Below are 15,744 nucleotides of genomic sequence, written 5' to 3' on the forward strand. Positions count from 1 at the left end.
TCCGCCGGGAGTCAATGGCATAATAGCATGCACTTTTTGGATTGATGCATCACAGTTTGTATGCCATCATGCGGGCGTTTAACCCGATGACCTGATCGTCCGGACGCGCATCCAGCGCGCCGGCGGGAGATGCGGATGACCGAAAAGGCAAAGAGCGGCGCGCCGAAGAAGGACGAAAAGGCCCCGACGCGGGCGGAGCCGCGGGTACCGGGCAAGCGCCAGTTCCTGGCCTACCTCGACCCGGCCACCGTCAAGGCGGTGAAGATCGCCGCCATAGAGCGGGAGACCTCGGCCTCGGCGATCGCCGAGATCGCGCTCAGAGAGTGGCTGGAGCGGAATGTGAAATAGGAGGGCGCGACTTCGGGCGGGGCGGACCTTCGAGGGCAACGAAACGGATCAGCCAATCGCCGCGGACTTATCCACAGTTGCGATGACCTTACCGGAGCTGGAATGGGACGTCCCGGGGTAGCATCCGCAGTGTCGAGACTGGGGGTTGTCGGAATTGAAGCCCCCTCACAACGCGAGGTCGATGAGGGCAATCTCTAATTTAACAATCTGATAGTTCTGCAGCTCTTAGAATTTCACGCCAAGATGACGTGTACGTTAACGCCGCAGTCGGAGCGGGGGCGATCAGGTCCGATTGTCTTCAGCCGGAATTCGCCACGGAATCAGAAGGATGATGCAATGACCGCCGCTGCGCAGTTCATCGATTCGCCTGTGCTGCCGGCGCCCATCTACCTTGATCACAACGCGACAACCCGGCCCCTGCCGGAGGTTATGGATGTCGTCGCGCGAACCATGGCCGAGACCTGGGCGAATCCATCCAGCGCCCACTGGCTTGGCGGGAAGGCGCGGGCAGTCCTGGAGAGGGCGCGCGACGATATCTGTGATCTTGTCAGCGGCGCGATGTCAGAGGGCGTCGTCTTCACATCGGGCGGCACCGAGGCGAACAACATCATCCTCGGCGGAGGCGACCCCACCCCTGCATGGCGATGCGTGATCACATCCCGAGTCGAACACGCTTCCGTCTTGCGACCCGCTGAGGCGCTGGCGCGTCGTGGCTGCAAGCTCATGGTCGTCGATGTTTCTGGCGACGGAATTATTGACCCAGAGGCGCTCCGGCGTGCTGCAGCGGCTGCCCCCCTGGGGCCATTAGTGGTTAGCGTGCAATGGGCGAACAGCGAGACCGGTGTAGTGCAGCCGGTGGCGGACTTGGTGGCCGCCGTCCGAACGGCCCGTCCCGACGCTCTGTTCCACAGCGACACCGCTCAGGCGGTCGGTCGCCTCCGGATGGATCTTTCCGCGGTTGGGTTGGACGCGGTCTCTTTCTCCGGCCACAAGTTGCACGCTCCGCACGGCACCGGAGCGCTCATCCTAGTCAGTCCCGATGAAAACCGTGTCGGTCCGCTCATGCACGGCGGCGGCCAGGAACGCGGGTTGCGTTCCGGCACGCATAATGTTCCTGGGATTGCCGGTCTTGGTCTCGCCGCTGCGACCAGGGCACGTTCACTCGATAAGGCCATCGCGTGCATGAGCGCGACGCGAGATGCCTTCGAGAACGAACTGGCGGCAATGTACAATGGTATCATTGTTAACGGCGTTACTGCGCACCGCCTTCCGAATACATCAAACATCCAATTCCCTGGATGTGATGGAATGGAGATCGTGGCCCGCCTCGACGCGCTAGGCGTCGCCTGCTCATTGGGTTCCGCCTGTTCAAGCGGCAAGCCAGAACCGTCCCACGTACTTCGCGCAATGGGATTGTCGGCGGCGGATGCTTTCTCCAGTGTCAGGTTTTCCTTTTCCGCTTACGACACCATTGACGAGGCGCGGCGCGCGGCGCGCGCCGTGGCCTGCTCGTTGAGGGGGCGCGCATGACGGCAACAACTGCGGCGAACGAGCGCCGACGCTTCGAGTACGGGCGTCATGAGACTTTCACAATTCGGCACGGCTGGTTGGGAAAGGGGATTTCCTACATTCAGGACGACGCATCGGCCTTCGCGGATGACGAGGCGGCTATCCTCGACCTCGGTCTTGGCAGTCGTATGGTGAAGTCGTTGCGCTATTGGATGGAGGCCAGCGGTCTCGCGATGCAGGACGCTTGCGATACCGGGCGGCGCAGATCGCGGCGTCTGCGCCCCAGCCGGCTGGCGGACATCATTCGGCTGCACGATCCGCATCTCGAGTATCCGGCAACTTGGTGGTTCGTGCATCTACACCTTGCCCGGCGGCCGCGCAGTGTGTGGGGTTGGTTTTTTTCGGACTATCGGGAACGCAATTTTGACCGCGCGGCCTGCGTCGATGCCTACCGGCGCCATCTTCGCCTGCACGCCGTGAACGAGCCGTCCCTGTCGGTGGCGCAGCGTGACATAGCGTGTCTATTGGCAGCCTACGCGACGCCCGCCGCTGCCGAGCCGCAGGATCCCGAGGACGGCACTTCGTCGCCACTTCAGGATCTTGGGCTTGTGGTCAGGCATGCCGACACCGGCCGTTTCGAGAAAATTCGTCCCTTGGACGACGTGCCGGTCGAGGCCTTTCTCGCCTGCGTAGGGGCTGCCGCCGCCGATGCCGGTCAGGAATCCATGTCGGTGACCGAGATGATCGGCCGTGGAGGCGGCCCGGGCACGGTGTACGGACTGGACGCCGAATCCATCGAAGACTTGGCGATGTGTGCCGCCCGAGACTTCGGCAACCGAGGCGTAGCCCTGGACTTGCTGGGGGCAGAGCGGAGGCTTCGCGTGCCAACGGGTGACATGGCCGATTGGCTTGAACAGCACTTCATCCGAATTGGAGACGTGGCATGAGCGCCGTCTCCCGGTTCCGTTCGATCAATCTCCGTGATGACCTGCTCGATCCGCGCAGGCTGGCGCACTATCAACCCACGCGGCGCTCGATTCCTGTCGTCCGCGCGGTTCTGGAAAGCGGCGCCCGGATGGTGATCGCCGCCTATGGCAGCGGAAAGTCCCTGGCCGCAGGAGTCGGCTGCCTGCTCGTTTCAAACCGCGACAAGGCTATCCTTGCCGATGTCGTCAATAGGATCGGCCCGGTGGATCCGGACCTCGCCATTGCGGCCAAACGCCGGATGACGCGGAGAGACAGAGGCCGGGTCATCGTTCTCAGCGGTCATGTACGAGACCTTCCGGCGGCGCTATGCGAGGCCGTCGGGGCAAGGAAGGTCCGCGATATTGGGGCTGCACTCGATGCGCTGGAATCAATCGAAGGTGTCGACCGGCTGGCCATCGTATGGGACGAGTTCGGGCGACACCTTGAGGGTCTCGTCAACGAGGGGCGGTCGCGCGAACTCGACGCCGTACAGCGGCTTGCAGAATGGGCTGTCCGGTCGCACGGGCCATCGGCGAGTTTGACGCTCCTGCTGCACCAAAACCTGCTCGCCTATGCGACGGTTCTGAACCAGACCTCCCGCAACGAGTGGCGGAAGATTGAGGGCCGCTTCGAGCAAATCCGGTTCGTCGAGGATAGCCAGGAGCTTTATGAACTCGCGGCCGCAGTCATCTCCGAGCGACGGCCCGGCATGATCGTTCCGCCGAAAGAAGCCGCTTTCCGACGTATTGCTCGCGGCGCCATCGCTGCAGGTTGGTTCGACGGCATGACTGACGAGGGCAGAGTGGTGGGGCTGCTGAGACGGGCTCACCCGTTTTCGGCAGCCGCCTTGCACGTCCTTCCTCGCCTTGTGGCCCGCATCGGTCAAAACGAGCGCAGCCTATTCAGCTTCATCGACTCCGCCGATCTGAGCCGCCCCGTCGGCATGGAGGAGGTTTATCAGGGATTCGCCGAGGCAATGCGTTCCGACGTCGGCATCGGCGGTTCGCACCGTCGATGGGTGGAGACTGAAACGGCACGAAGCCGCGCATCCGATGACGTGGAGCGCGAGACGTTGGCAGCGGCTTGCTTGCTGCAGATGGGCGTGGACGGCGAGCGGCGGAAGCTATCCCGGGCCGCGCTTGAGACTGCCGTTGCCAGTCGAGAGGGCTTCGTGGCTGAGCGCGCTGCAGCAGCGGTGGAGGCGCTCGTCACGCGAAAGCTCCTGCTGCATCGCAGGCTGAACGACGACGTGTCGATATGGCACGGCGCCGACGTGGACTTGGCGAACCGCGTTCGCGAGGAGCGAGCTAGGCGGATGGAGGCGTTCGACCTCATCCGGTTTCTGGAGGGGCATCACCCTGCGCCGTTTGTCCGCCCGATCGGCCATAATCTTCGGTTGGGAACGGCTCGATATCTCACGGGCCGATACGTTCGAGCCGGCGATGTGGCGACGGGTGCCCCACCGCCTCCGGCAATTCCCAACGAGTCACCGTGGGGGCAAGTTTTCTACGTACTCGCCGAGTCCGGCGAGGAGCTTGAGAAGGCGCGTCGGCGCGTAAAAGCCGGCTGGCCAAACTCTGACCTAGCACTGGTAGTTCTGCCATCCGAGCCGGTTTCCGTGTTCGAGGCCGCGATCGAGATCGATGCTCTCATGGCGCTCCAAGCCGACAGTTCCTTGGAGGCCGAGGATCCGCTGGTTCGGCAGGAACTTACAGAACTCCTTGCGGTCGCGCGGCGCCAACTTGCCATCCTATTGCACCGCCTGACCACGGACAGACCGACGGCCGCCGAATGGTGGCGCGACGGAGAGCGTCTGCGGGTGGACCGCGATCATCCTGCGGGCGTAGCGGCGAGCATCCTTCTGGATGACCTATACCCGAAGACCCCCCGCATCTTGAACGATCAGCTGATGCGAAACCGTTTGTCGCGGCAGATGGAGACGGCCCGCATCCGCATCCTTACGCGTATCCTGGAAAGTGCTGACCACGCCCATCTCGGATATCGAAAAGAGGAACTCACCTCCGCTGAGGGGTCGATTTTTCGCACAATCCTGGAGGCCACCGGATTACATGTGTCCGAGGGCGAGGCGGGGCGGTTCGCCCGCCCTGAGGAACTGCGCGATCCTGGACTGCGGGTCGCCTGGGAACGGGTCCGCGACTTCTTCAGCATTGTCGGGAAGAAGTCTTTGGGCGAGCTTGTGAATGGCCTTGCCATGCCGCCCATTGGCTTACCCACCGGCGTTCTGCCCGTGATTGTGGTCGCCGGTTTCAAGGCGTTCGCTCGGGCGGTGACGTTGCGCGTAGGCGGCGTCTATCCCGGCGACTTATTGGGCTTTGACGCGAGCCGAATGTTCCTCGATCCGCAGTCGGTGGAGGTTGAGGTGCATCCCTCCGACGAGGCGACCATGAACTATCTCTCCGAACTGGCCTATATCTTCGCGCATCGTAGACCGGGGCCACTCGACGAGGCGGTCCGGTTCGCAGTGGACGCATTGACCTCCTGGCGGCATACGGTTTCCGAAGGCATTCGCCGCTCCCGCCGTCACACGGACGACGGACGCAAGTTGCTCAATCTGCTCGCAGATGGCGACGACCCGGCAAGATTGCTGTTCGACACGCTGCCGGAAACCTTCGGCGCGCGGACTCCCCGGCTTAGTCTTTACGGGTCGACGCTGCGCATTCTGGAAACAGCACGTAATGACGTGGATCGACTCATAGAGGGCTACGTCCGCGAGGCCGTGGAGGTCGTCGCAGAGATTCTGAGTTTACGCCGGGGGGAAGACGCGGTGGCCGATGTCCAGGGCTGGATAGGATGCCTGGATGTCCCGTCGCTCCTCAGCCGGGAGGATTTGACGATGACCGACAAGGCGGTGCTCCGTACCGCCTTGGATACAACGAACGGCCGCTACTCAGCCGAGAGTCTGGCTCGGGCGATCAGCTCCGTCTTGCTGCGGCAGGGCATTGAAAGATGGGAGGATGGCACGTCTGCCCATCTCCGGAGGGCGCTGCGGGAATGTCGAGCCCGTATCGAGGAGGCGGCCCTGTCCGATCCGAAGGCCGGTCGGGGGCTGGAGCCCCTCATCACGGCGCGCATCGAGGCGCTGCAGGCCAGACTTAAGTGCGTCAGGGAAAGCGCAGCGCCGTTGAAGCTGGCATCAAGGGGTACGAGATGACCACGGTCGCAAAGATGGAGGATGCCCTCCGTGATGCCGAGGCGCGCCACATTGTGCCGTTGTCGGGAGGAAAAGACAGCACGGCTCTTGCCATCTATTTGGCGCAGCGCCATCCGGACGTACCTTTCGAATACCTCTTCTCGGACACAGGCGCCGAACTCCCGGAAACCTATGAATATTTCGAACGGCTGGAGCATGTCCTCGGACGAAAGGTGACCCGCATCACCGCGCTGGAAATGCTCGGCATTGCGGAAAAGCCGGGTCGGAACCCGTTCGACGTTGTCCTTTACGACCACTTTTCCGGCTTTCTTCCAAGTCCCCGGTCGAGGTGGTGTACGCGCATGCTGAAGATCCACCCGTTCGAGCGCCACATCGGCTCGGACCGCGCGTACTCGTATATCGCCATCCGGGCCGATGAGAAACGATCCGGCTACCTCGGCAATGGGAAGCCGGTGTTGCTTTCGGAGCAGCCCAACATCACACCGGTCTACCCCTTCAAGGATAACGGAATAACTTTCGATGACGTGAAGCGCATCCTTGAAGAGAGCGGACTCGGGGTGCCGGAATACTATGAATGGCGATCCAGATCAGGTTGCTACTTCTGCTTCTATCAGCAGATCGGTGAGTGGCAGGGGCTGCGGGAGCGCCATCCGGATCTTTTCGAGAAAGCCAAAACCTATGAGAGCGGGCGAAACGGTCGTCGGTACACCTGGGTGGACGGCCGTTCCTTGTCCGATATCGAGAATATGTCCAGGCGCGCCATGAAGCCGAAGTCGGACGATGACGGCTGCGCGATCTGCCACCTATGAGCGCGGGCATGACGGAAAACCCACTTGTCGCCTTTCTGGCCAGCTACGGCCCATCCCCATCTTCCGATGCCCTGGCCGACGAGCACGTGCAGGCTGCTGTCGCGAGGCACGGCGTGCCGCCTATCGAGGCGCCAGCGCCCAAACTAGCGGCGATGAAGAACGCGCTCTTGGGTGACAACCCAACCAGCGTAATCCTCACCGGCACCGCCGGTGACGGAAAGACCTATCACATCCGAAAGTTCTTCCTCGACTTGGCGGGTGGAGATCCCTCCGAGTGGCCCGGCAACGGCGGAATCCTCAGCATGCGCCTTGGCGGACGGCCACTGCGCATCATCCGCGACCTCAGTCAGCTTACCGACGCCGCCAAGGCGCAGGAAATAGAGGGCGTCACCCGATGCCTTCTCGGCGAGGACCAGGACACGCTCTACCTGGTGGCCGCAAACGACGGGCAACTCCTCAAGTTTTGGCGCGACGCCCGTGACAACGCCGGCGGGGGCTCGGAGCGCATGGCCCGCTATGAGGCGGTGTTGACGGCGTTGACGGATATGCTGCATCGGGACCTGGAAACCTCCGAGGAGGGTTCTCTGCGCGTTCGGCTGTTGAACCTCAGCCGCGCGGTAACGGGCGAAACCATCGATGCCGTCCTCGACGGAATTCTCGCACATAAGATGTGGGAGTCCGGATGCGAAGGGTGCCCCCAGATGACTGAGGGCGCGAATCCTTGTCCCATCCAAATGAACCGAAAGCTGCTGCAGGGCAAGAAACCAGATGGTGCCGACACATTCCGTCGACGTCTGAAGGCAGCCATCCGGATCGCCGCCTTGAACGACCAACACGTACCGATCAGGCAAATCCTCATCCTTGCGGTGAACATCCTGCTTGGAGACACCAAACGGAAGGACCGTCCGCTTCTGAATTGTTCGGAAGCCCGACGCAGGGCGAAGGAAGGGGACTACAGCCACGTCAACCCATTCAACAACGCCGTCGGGCTCAATGTAAGGCCCGAGAAGCGGCGTGCGCTGACAGTCTTTTCGGCGTTTGAGTCCTTCGGCATCGGGTATGAGACGAACACGCCGATGGACAACCTGTTGCTGGATGGCGCGCCGGCGGACCTCGCAGCAGCCCTGGAGGCGCGGGATAAGATCTACGGGGCGCGACTTTTCGATAAGCGGCTGCGCGCATACAAGGCCGGGACGGAGGCGTCGGCGGACGGCGAGCGCTTCATGGCCGCGCTGGAGGCGCAACGCCGCCGCTTATTCTTCCTTATGGACGGGTCGGACGACGGCGGACGGCTTTCTCCATGGCATCTGACGATCTTCCATCACGCCGGGGATTACTTGGCCTTTGCGGACGCGCTGTCTAATGCCGGGGAGCCCGATGCCTCGGCCGCGGAGACGATCACGAAGCGTTTAGTCAAGGGCATCAACCGAACCCTGACGGGGATGATGGTTGATGAGACAGAGAGGGTCTGGCTTGCCCGCTCCATCGGTCGTGCCGAGGGCGCGAGCGGGCGATTCACGACGCTTCCTCCCGTTGATCGGCGCGGTGCCAGCTCTCAAAGATTATCGGCCTCCATCGACCGCGCGACAGGACGCCCGAGGCTCCAGGTGGCTCTGCGCATGACAGAGAAGCCTCTCGTCTGCGCCTCCTTGGAACTGCGGCCGCTGCTCTTCGAATACCTGATGCGCGTCGCGGACGGGAGCCTGCCGTCCAGCTTCTCCCGTCAGTGCCAGCAGGAGGTGAGGCACTTCGCGCTGACCGCATCCTCGTTCATTCAGCAGTATCAGCAGCGCTTCTCGCCGGAAGACGGTGACGCGCAGCAGATCCGTATCCTGTCAGTGATGCGCGACGGCAGCATCGCCGGGCGTGACATCGGAGCCTAGGCGATGTCGAACACCCAACCCAACTCCGAACTCTGGCTTTCGCCCGGCGCGCTGCCGGTTCCTGAAGTACAGCGCATCCACGCCATCACCGTCTGGTGCGACCCCGCCATCTGGGGCCTCGCACTTTATGACGATCAGACGCCCTGGTTCACCCTCATTGAGTGCCTGCACCTCCTGACGTACCGCCACCGTGAGAAACACCCGCTATTCCCAGGGATTGGCGGCACGACCGAGGCGCCACAACATGAGCGTCAGTCCTATAGGATGAAGCTCAACACGAACCTCCGGCACCTGCTCTTCCGCGACAAGGAGGCGATTAAGATCGCCGCCCGCGAGAATGCCAATGACGACGTCCTCTGGAAACAGTGGCTGGACGACACAAGGCTTGCCTTCCCGGAACTGGATTTCTCCTACCTCCCACGCGCCTTCTCAAACGACTTTCTTCAGTTTGCGGAGTCGCTAGAGCTGCTCCGGAGCGCCGCAGTCGAGCAGTTCGGCGAAAAGCGGTGGACGTCGCGGCACCTCCAGCCCGTCGGCGAGGCCATGCTGTTCCCCGACGTGAAGCCGGCGAACGGCAGCTATCATCTTGATCGGCGCTTCTTCCAGCGCACCGGCGAACTACTCTACCTCATGCTGAACCGCTCGCGGGACCGCAACAGGCTCAGCGAGGTTGTTGCGCGCCGCCTGCTAGGGGTCGACGGGCCTTGGAATCGCATCGCACGGCGCCTTCAGGGATCGGACGCGGAGGCAACGCCCGATGAGCCGAAGTGGGTCGACGCCCAGACCATCGGCTACCTGCCCGTCCCACATCTGGAGAGGTACGACGAACTCGCGCAGGACTGGGTGTCCATCCTCAGTCAGTCCGCCATACCCATTGAGGACGCGCTTGAGTTCCTCATGCGGCTCAGCGGACTGCACCAAGTCATCTACATCGTCGAGCGTGGCACCTCCGTGGCCGAGCGTCCGAATGTGTTGCCGTTCGTCATGGAGATGTCCGGGTCGGCGCGGAACAATTCGATCCAGGTGCTCTCTTCGGACCGGTACAGGGCACACAAGGCGGTTCCGTCTTCTGCCATAGACGCCTTCGTGTCGTCTTACGCCGAGACCAAGGAGTGGTGTTCACTGGGCAAGGGCCCACTGGATTGCTCGGCGGCCGCACAGCTTCTGGCGAAGCGGTTCGCATGGTCGGCCAAGAGGACGTCCAGCGTGGCTTCGCTTCCCGAACCGGCTGAGCAAATCCAGGCAATGCTTCTCGCCGCCAAGACCAGAAACCACGACATCGCCTCGACGTTCACTAGCCACGCGAAGAAGGTCGGACTGCTGACGGCGCGGCGCCGCGCCGGGACATGGTACTCGCCGTCGGACGGACTACTTGAGGCTTTGGTCCTGGCGAACGTCCCATCAGCCATGGAACTCGGCCAGTTCCTCGCCCTCTTGCACCGACGCTATCATTTCGTCATCGGCCCCGAAGAGGCGCGGACCGCGAGCGGCGAGCTGCCGGTGCCCATTGAGGCGCTCCGCGAGAACGAGCGGCGGCTGGAGGAACGCCTCCGGGTGCTCGGCTTCATCATCAGGAAATCCGACGACTGCGCCTTCGTGGTGAACCCGTTCACCACCGGCCGCGTCGGCGCCGGGAGTCTCCAACATGAAATCGCATGACCTTATCGGGAAGGTTGTCGCTGCACGTCTTTCCGGATTGCTCGACCCGCCGCCGTCCAGTCGCATACTCTTCGGCGTCCTCGGGCTTGCACCGGAGGTGACGTGCGCCATCGCCCGCGAGGTCGCCTCGTTGACGGTTTCCGGCGGCCGGGTCGATGTCTGCGTACATCCCGACCTCGCGTGCGCCACCATCGGGGGCGCACGCGTGCTGGACCAGACCGCCACTTGGCATCGGAACCATGCCGACCCGGACGTCCTACTGACCCTCTTCTCGGTGCCCGCCAAGGATGTGAAGTCGGTCGAACAGAGCCTTTCTCACACTGATCGCATCGATGACGAGTGGCTTCTTGAAGACTTGGAGCCGTGGGCGGCAAAGGCCATGCCTGGCGCCGACGAGGAGCAGCGCGCCCATCTGACCGCCATAGTCCGAGGACTAATCCGATCAGGGGTCGGCTTCGATGCACATCGCGTCGCCGGCTTCGTGGTGCGGTTGGTATCACATCATGAGAACGATGGGCTCACCCTGGCCAACGCCGCGCGGCGCGCCCTGCCGGCGCTCAGGCTGCCGTGCGATGCGGGAGACCCCCGTGCGAAACTCACTGAGTCCGCCGAAGCAGAACTGTTCTTCAGGCGCTTGCAGGAGGAGGCGAAGCCTGCACTCCATCTCCAAGACAAGGACGGCGATCCGCTGCCGAGGCCTGAGATCCGCAAGCGCCTCCAGAGCTTGAAGGAGGGGGGGCAGATTTCCGATGAGGCTCTGGAAGCGCTTGCGGATCTCATCTCGGACCCGTGCGTTGGCGACGGGGGCTGGACCAAGAGCCAGGAAAAGGCAGCCGAGATTCCATGGGAGGTCACCTCGCGTCTGTTCGCCGATGATCGGAGGAGGGAGAAACTGACCTTCGGCGAGGAGACGCGCCGCCTATTCGACAAAAAATTCCCTACGTGTCTTGGTCAGGATGACATTGACCTGCTTGACGATCTAAAGTCAGACGCGTCCAGGCCGAAAGAAACGTACGACAAGTTCTTCAGCGAACACCGCGAGCGACTGCGTGTAGACCCAAAACTCTACAGGCGTTGGGAGAAGCTTGTATTTAGAAAACCCATCGAAACCGATAATCTTGCCGAGGGACTGCTTCGACTCGTCGAACGTGCTCGACCGGATTCGGAGGAAGACAAAGACAGCGTCTTGCTTGTGCGACTGGAGGACAGCGCCGACCTCGATTTCTGGACCAAGGAAAAGAACACCAAGCTCTGCCGGGTACTTCGTGACCGCTGGCGGGGACTGGGTGAACTCGTTGGGCCTGATGTCCGGCTCGAGTTCGGTCGCTGCTGGTCGGAGAATTGGGAGGCGCAGATTTCTGCGCGCGGCGGGGAAGTTGATTCAACGGGCAAGGACGCGGTCCAGTTCCACTTCAAGGCGTTTGCCGTGCCGCGTGCGACGACGGCCCTCGGCGCGACAGGGGCCGCGACCGCGAAGGCGCTCCGCGCGCAGATGATCTGGACCCCTCCGCCTGAGGCCATGATCACGGCGTTTCCGCTCGACCTGGAGGTGCTCGCCCACGGGAAGGAACTTGTGCCGCTGCTGACCGCCCACGTGTCAGCCAACCGCTACGACCGTCACGGATCAATTCAAGCAGTGGATCTTGCGAAGGTCGCCACCATCATCGACGTAGAGGGTGCGAGCGACGGACGCCTTGCCGACCCTCGAAAGCAGCAGAACCGTGTCGACGAAAACTGGTGTCGCTGCCTGAACCAAGCGGTTGCTGACAAGATCGTCGAGGAGTCCGATGCGACGGCGCTCAAAGCCGCTTTCGACTCCTTCCAGGCGGAATACACCAGGGCCATCCGCGCAATGAAGGGGGGCAAGGGTCTCGCCGACGACGCCCTGCTTCTGCAAGCCCAGCGCTACGGCGAGTTGCTTAGGGCATTGGCGTCCAAGGCGCGCGCAAGCGTGTGCGTTCGGGATCTCTGGGCGCCGCTGCTGACCATCGGCGCAGCTTCCCTCGATGGGCTCCGGCCTGGGGTCATCGTGACCCCCTGGCATCCGCTGCGGCTAGCGGAGATTGCCGTGAAAGCGAGGCATCTCGCCGACGGCATCCGGCGCGTTGTCAACAGCCCGGCGAACTTGGCGGCGGAGGTTCCCGAATACGTGGATAACCTCTGCCAAGTGCTCTCTCGCACCTACTATGCGGACGTCGGCGCGGCCCCCGGCCCGTCCAACGTGTTCATTGCGGAAACTCGACAGGTCGCCGACGTCAGCCTTCTCGAGCCGCCGGTCTATGGCTCCGAAGAGGGGCTCGCCGATGAGCCGGCTGAAGAAACCGTCGCGGCGTTTGAGCGCGTGGTGAAGGAGTATCTCGACCTTCGTCCGCATGAGAAGGCCAGTTTCTCGACTGTGGTGATGGACGCGGAATCGGAGGATCTTCCCGTCCTCATGGCCGAAAGCATGGCCCGTCGCATCGATGGCGACCCGACGCTCAGATGCGACTTGGTTCTCACTCATGAAAGCGTTGGCAGCCTGCGCCGCATCTATGAGCGGCAGAACCGACGTATCGGCTACGAGGTGGACGCCTCGTTGACGAGCGAAGCCGCCCGGAACTTCCTTTCCCGCCTCCGCGTGGCCATCGTAAACCAAGCCCTCCTCGACCAAGTGGGGCCGAAGGGACACGACATTGTCGTCCTGCAGGACGTGATCGCGCGTCGCGCCGAGGTGAAGTGGACCCGGGCAACAGGTGTCGGCGCGGCGGACATACTGACTCACATGCCGACAGCCCATTCGCGGCGGAAACCTTTTCATAAGGGCGACACGACGTCCGGGAGCTATTTGACGAACCCGGGTGGTCCTGAGCCCGTTCATGCCTACATCGACGCGCTCCATGATGTCTTAGAGGGACGCGCGTCGGAGGAGGGCGATCCGTGGCTGCCGATGCAAGAGGTCCAGTTCCAGTCCGGGCGCGTGCAGCAGGTATTGTCCAAGGCGCACCGCCTCGCCAACTGGGTGATGACTTTTGATCGGCTGGCCGACCGCCGCTTGGTAGGCTCCTCGGACCGACGGATCATCCGATACTTCAGCGATCCGCGCTCTGACCATAATGTCATTGTCTCAGCGGAAATCGGCGAGGAAGCCCTGGAAGATCGGCTGATGGGCGACCTGCGGGCCGCCCTTCCGTCCGAAAATCGCGAAGTCCTGCTGGACATCCTGCGCAGGATTCATCGCGCCTCCGCAACTTTGTCGGGGGCAATCGTCATGCGCGCGGCGCAGAGCGGGAACCACGCCCAGGAACTTCTCGGACTTGTACTGGCTCAGCGCGAGGTTGAATTACTCGTCGCTTCGGCGGCCGACGACTACAGAATGGCATGGTTCTTCCTCGACGATTTCGCCTCATGGCTGTCTCTGGACGGCACCAGGGCAGACCTGCTCGGAGTATGCTTCTCCACGACAGCGCGTGGCCCGAGCATCCGGCTGGTGGTGGCGGAGGCGAAGTTCGTCGGGCAAGCCAACGTGTCGGAGCAGTGCCACAGGTCGCTCGAACAGCTTGCCGCAACCTACGCAACACTGCACCGGCGTCTCGTGGCGCCGGACGGAACCGTGGACCCGGCGACGTGGCGCAATCGACTGGCGGACCTCGTACTGGAACACATCGAGCCGTTCGACCAGATCGGCGGACGACATTTCTCCCGTTGGCTCGCCGATCTTCGATGCCCGGGAACGCGGCTGGAGATGACCGGGCACTCACTGGTCTTCGTACACGACACAAGTGATGTCGAGGGTGACAACCCGAGAATTCCTGACGCCGAAGAACCTCGTTCGCAGAGGCGTCCGATCGCTCAGTGGATGCTCGGACGGACCAGTATCGCGACCGCGCTCCGCGGCTTGCTGGCGCCTGACGTCAAGTCACAGATTTGGACACCTAAGGATTGGCCCGACGACTCCGAACAGACTACGGAAGTCCAGATCCAAGAGACTCCGTCGGTCATGGCCGAGCCTTCACCTTCAGCCGGTCCCGATGGTCTCGCCGGAATGGAACACGGTTCGGTTAGGTCCGGCGACGGGGGCGATACGCCTGCTGAACGTGAGTTCTGGACGGAAAATGGGGCGGAACCGTCCGACGGGTTTCCGCCGCTCGCCGCCGGTTGGTTGCCGGAAGTGCATTGGGCCCTGGCGGGAATGGGACGAGCGTTGGCTGGCGATGAAGGCGATGCATGGCTTCCGGCCCAGGTCAAACAGTTGCAGTCCGCGCTTCAGAAGGAGGGCATGGATGCCCCGGTATTGGCGTCGCGCCTGACGCCCAATTCCGGCTTGGTCGACTTGGACGGGCGGTCGGTGACCGTGTCGTGGTTGGAACGGAAGCAGATCGAACTGCTCACCAAGTACAGTCTCGACATCATCAGAATCAGCCCAAAGGCGGGCCGTGTCGTTGTCGGACTGCGCCGTCCGAAGCGCACGATTCTCCACCTCGCAGATGCTTGGCGGCGACGCCAATTCGAAGAATCGGCGCCTGTGTCGAACATGGCACTCATCCTTGGCGAGAAGGAGGACGACGGCTCTCTTTTCTACCTGCCGTTGGGCGCCCCGTTTGGTGACCAGGAACGTGCGGCGCCGCACACGATCATATCGGGCACAACCGGAAGCGGAAAAGGCATTTTGGCGACCAGCCTCTTGCTGGATGTCTGCGCCTTCAACTCCCCGCGGCTGGTCGAGATCCACTTGATCGACCCCAAGAAAGGGGTGGACTATGGCTGGGCGCGTCAACTGCCGCACCTGAAAGGCGATATCGTTGCCGAGAAGGCTGATGCCGTTGAACTGTTAAAGCGTCTCGTACAGGAAATGGAAGGTCGTTACGAAGTTTTGCGCCAAGCCGGTGTGGCAAATATAGATCAGTTCAACCGTCGTCAGGGGGTGTCCGCGACCGGACTTATGCCACGCATTCTCGTCTTCTTTGATGAGGTTGCAAACTGGATGCAGGACGAAGACTTCAAAGATGCGGTCGAGCCGCTCATTAACGAGATTGCCACGAAGTCACGTGCGGCGGGCATTCATTTGTTCATGATCTACCAGCGTGCCGATAATCAGGTCATGACCATGCAACTCCGGACGAACTTGGGAAACAAACTGGTTCTCCGGCTTGGCGATGAAGGGTCGTCGCGCGTCGCGCTTGGCGAAAAGGGTGCGGAGCGACTTCTCGGCAAGGGTCACCTCATTGCCAAGTTGGACAGCGACGAAAAAATCTATTGCCAGGTTCCTTTCATTGGCGAGGATGAAGTCCCTCGGCTCGCCGAGGCGATCGGACGCGGATGGAGGAACGCATCCCTCGGCGGGCAGAGCGGAACGAAGGCGGCCTAAACATGGCGTCCCAACGCCTTCTCCGCACCCCAAGCGGGAAGCGTGTTGGAGGGG

8 protein-coding genes are annotated in these 15,744 nt (G+C 62.5%); all 8 read left to right on the top strand.

Features of this window, described 5'->3' with window-relative positions:
- Positions 1–135: 135 nt before the first annotated feature.
- The 8 genes from BLTE_RS18305 to BLTE_RS15085 all read left to right on the top strand — a co-directional run bounded on the left by BLTE_RS18305 (position 136) and on the right by BLTE_RS15085 (position 15,690).
- Complete coding sequence (locus BLTE_RS18305) at positions 136–348, top strand: hypothetical protein (RefSeq protein WP_174769550.1); 213 nt, start codon at positions 136–138, stop codon at positions 346–348.
- A gap of 336 nt (positions 349–684) precedes the next feature.
- Positions 685–1,878: a cysteine desulfurase family protein gene (locus tag BLTE_RS15055; RefSeq protein ID WP_160140640.1), complete on the top strand. Its 1,194-nt coding sequence runs from the start codon at positions 685–687 to the stop codon at positions 1,876–1,878.
- A complete protein-coding gene (locus BLTE_RS15060) occupies positions 1,875–2,804 on the top strand; it encodes a DUF4007 family protein (protein ID WP_126401459.1) in 930 nt (309 codons plus the stop codon). Before BLTE_RS15055 ends, BLTE_RS15060 begins: the two co-directional genes overlap by 4 nt.
- Entirely contained in the window at positions 2,801–5,995 is a 3,195-nt protein-coding gene (locus BLTE_RS15065; protein WP_126401460.1) for a hypothetical protein, read from the top strand. Before BLTE_RS15060 ends, BLTE_RS15065 begins: the two co-directional genes overlap by 4 nt.
- Positions 5,992–6,804, top strand: a complete 813-nt coding sequence (locus BLTE_RS15070; RefSeq protein ID WP_126401461.1) for a phosphoadenosine phosphosulfate reductase family protein — start codon at positions 5,992–5,994, stop codon at positions 6,802–6,804. The genes BLTE_RS15065 and BLTE_RS15070 overlap by 4 nt, the downstream gene beginning before the upstream one ends.
- Positions 6,801–8,687, top strand: coding sequence for a hypothetical protein (locus BLTE_RS15075; protein ID WP_126401462.1), 1,887 nt, complete (start codon positions 6,801–6,803; stop codon positions 8,685–8,687). The genes BLTE_RS15070 and BLTE_RS15075 overlap by 4 nt, the downstream gene beginning before the upstream one ends.
- Positions 8,688–8,690: 3 nt before the next feature.
- Positions 8,691–10,346, top strand: a complete 1,656-nt coding sequence (locus tag BLTE_RS15080; protein WP_126401463.1) for a hypothetical protein — start codon at positions 8,691–8,693, stop codon at positions 10,344–10,346.
- A complete protein-coding gene (locus BLTE_RS15085) occupies positions 10,333–15,690 on the top strand; it encodes an FtsK/SpoIIIE domain-containing protein (RefSeq protein WP_126401464.1) in 5,358 nt (1,785 codons plus the stop codon). The genes BLTE_RS15080 and BLTE_RS15085 overlap by 14 nt, the downstream gene beginning before the upstream one ends.
- The last annotated feature ends 54 nt before the right edge of the window (positions 15,691–15,744 follow it).

It is taken from the genome of Blastochloris tepida, assembly GCF_003966715.1.
Taxonomy (GTDB): Bacteria; Pseudomonadota; Alphaproteobacteria; order Rhizobiales; family Xanthobacteraceae; genus Blastochloris; species Blastochloris tepida.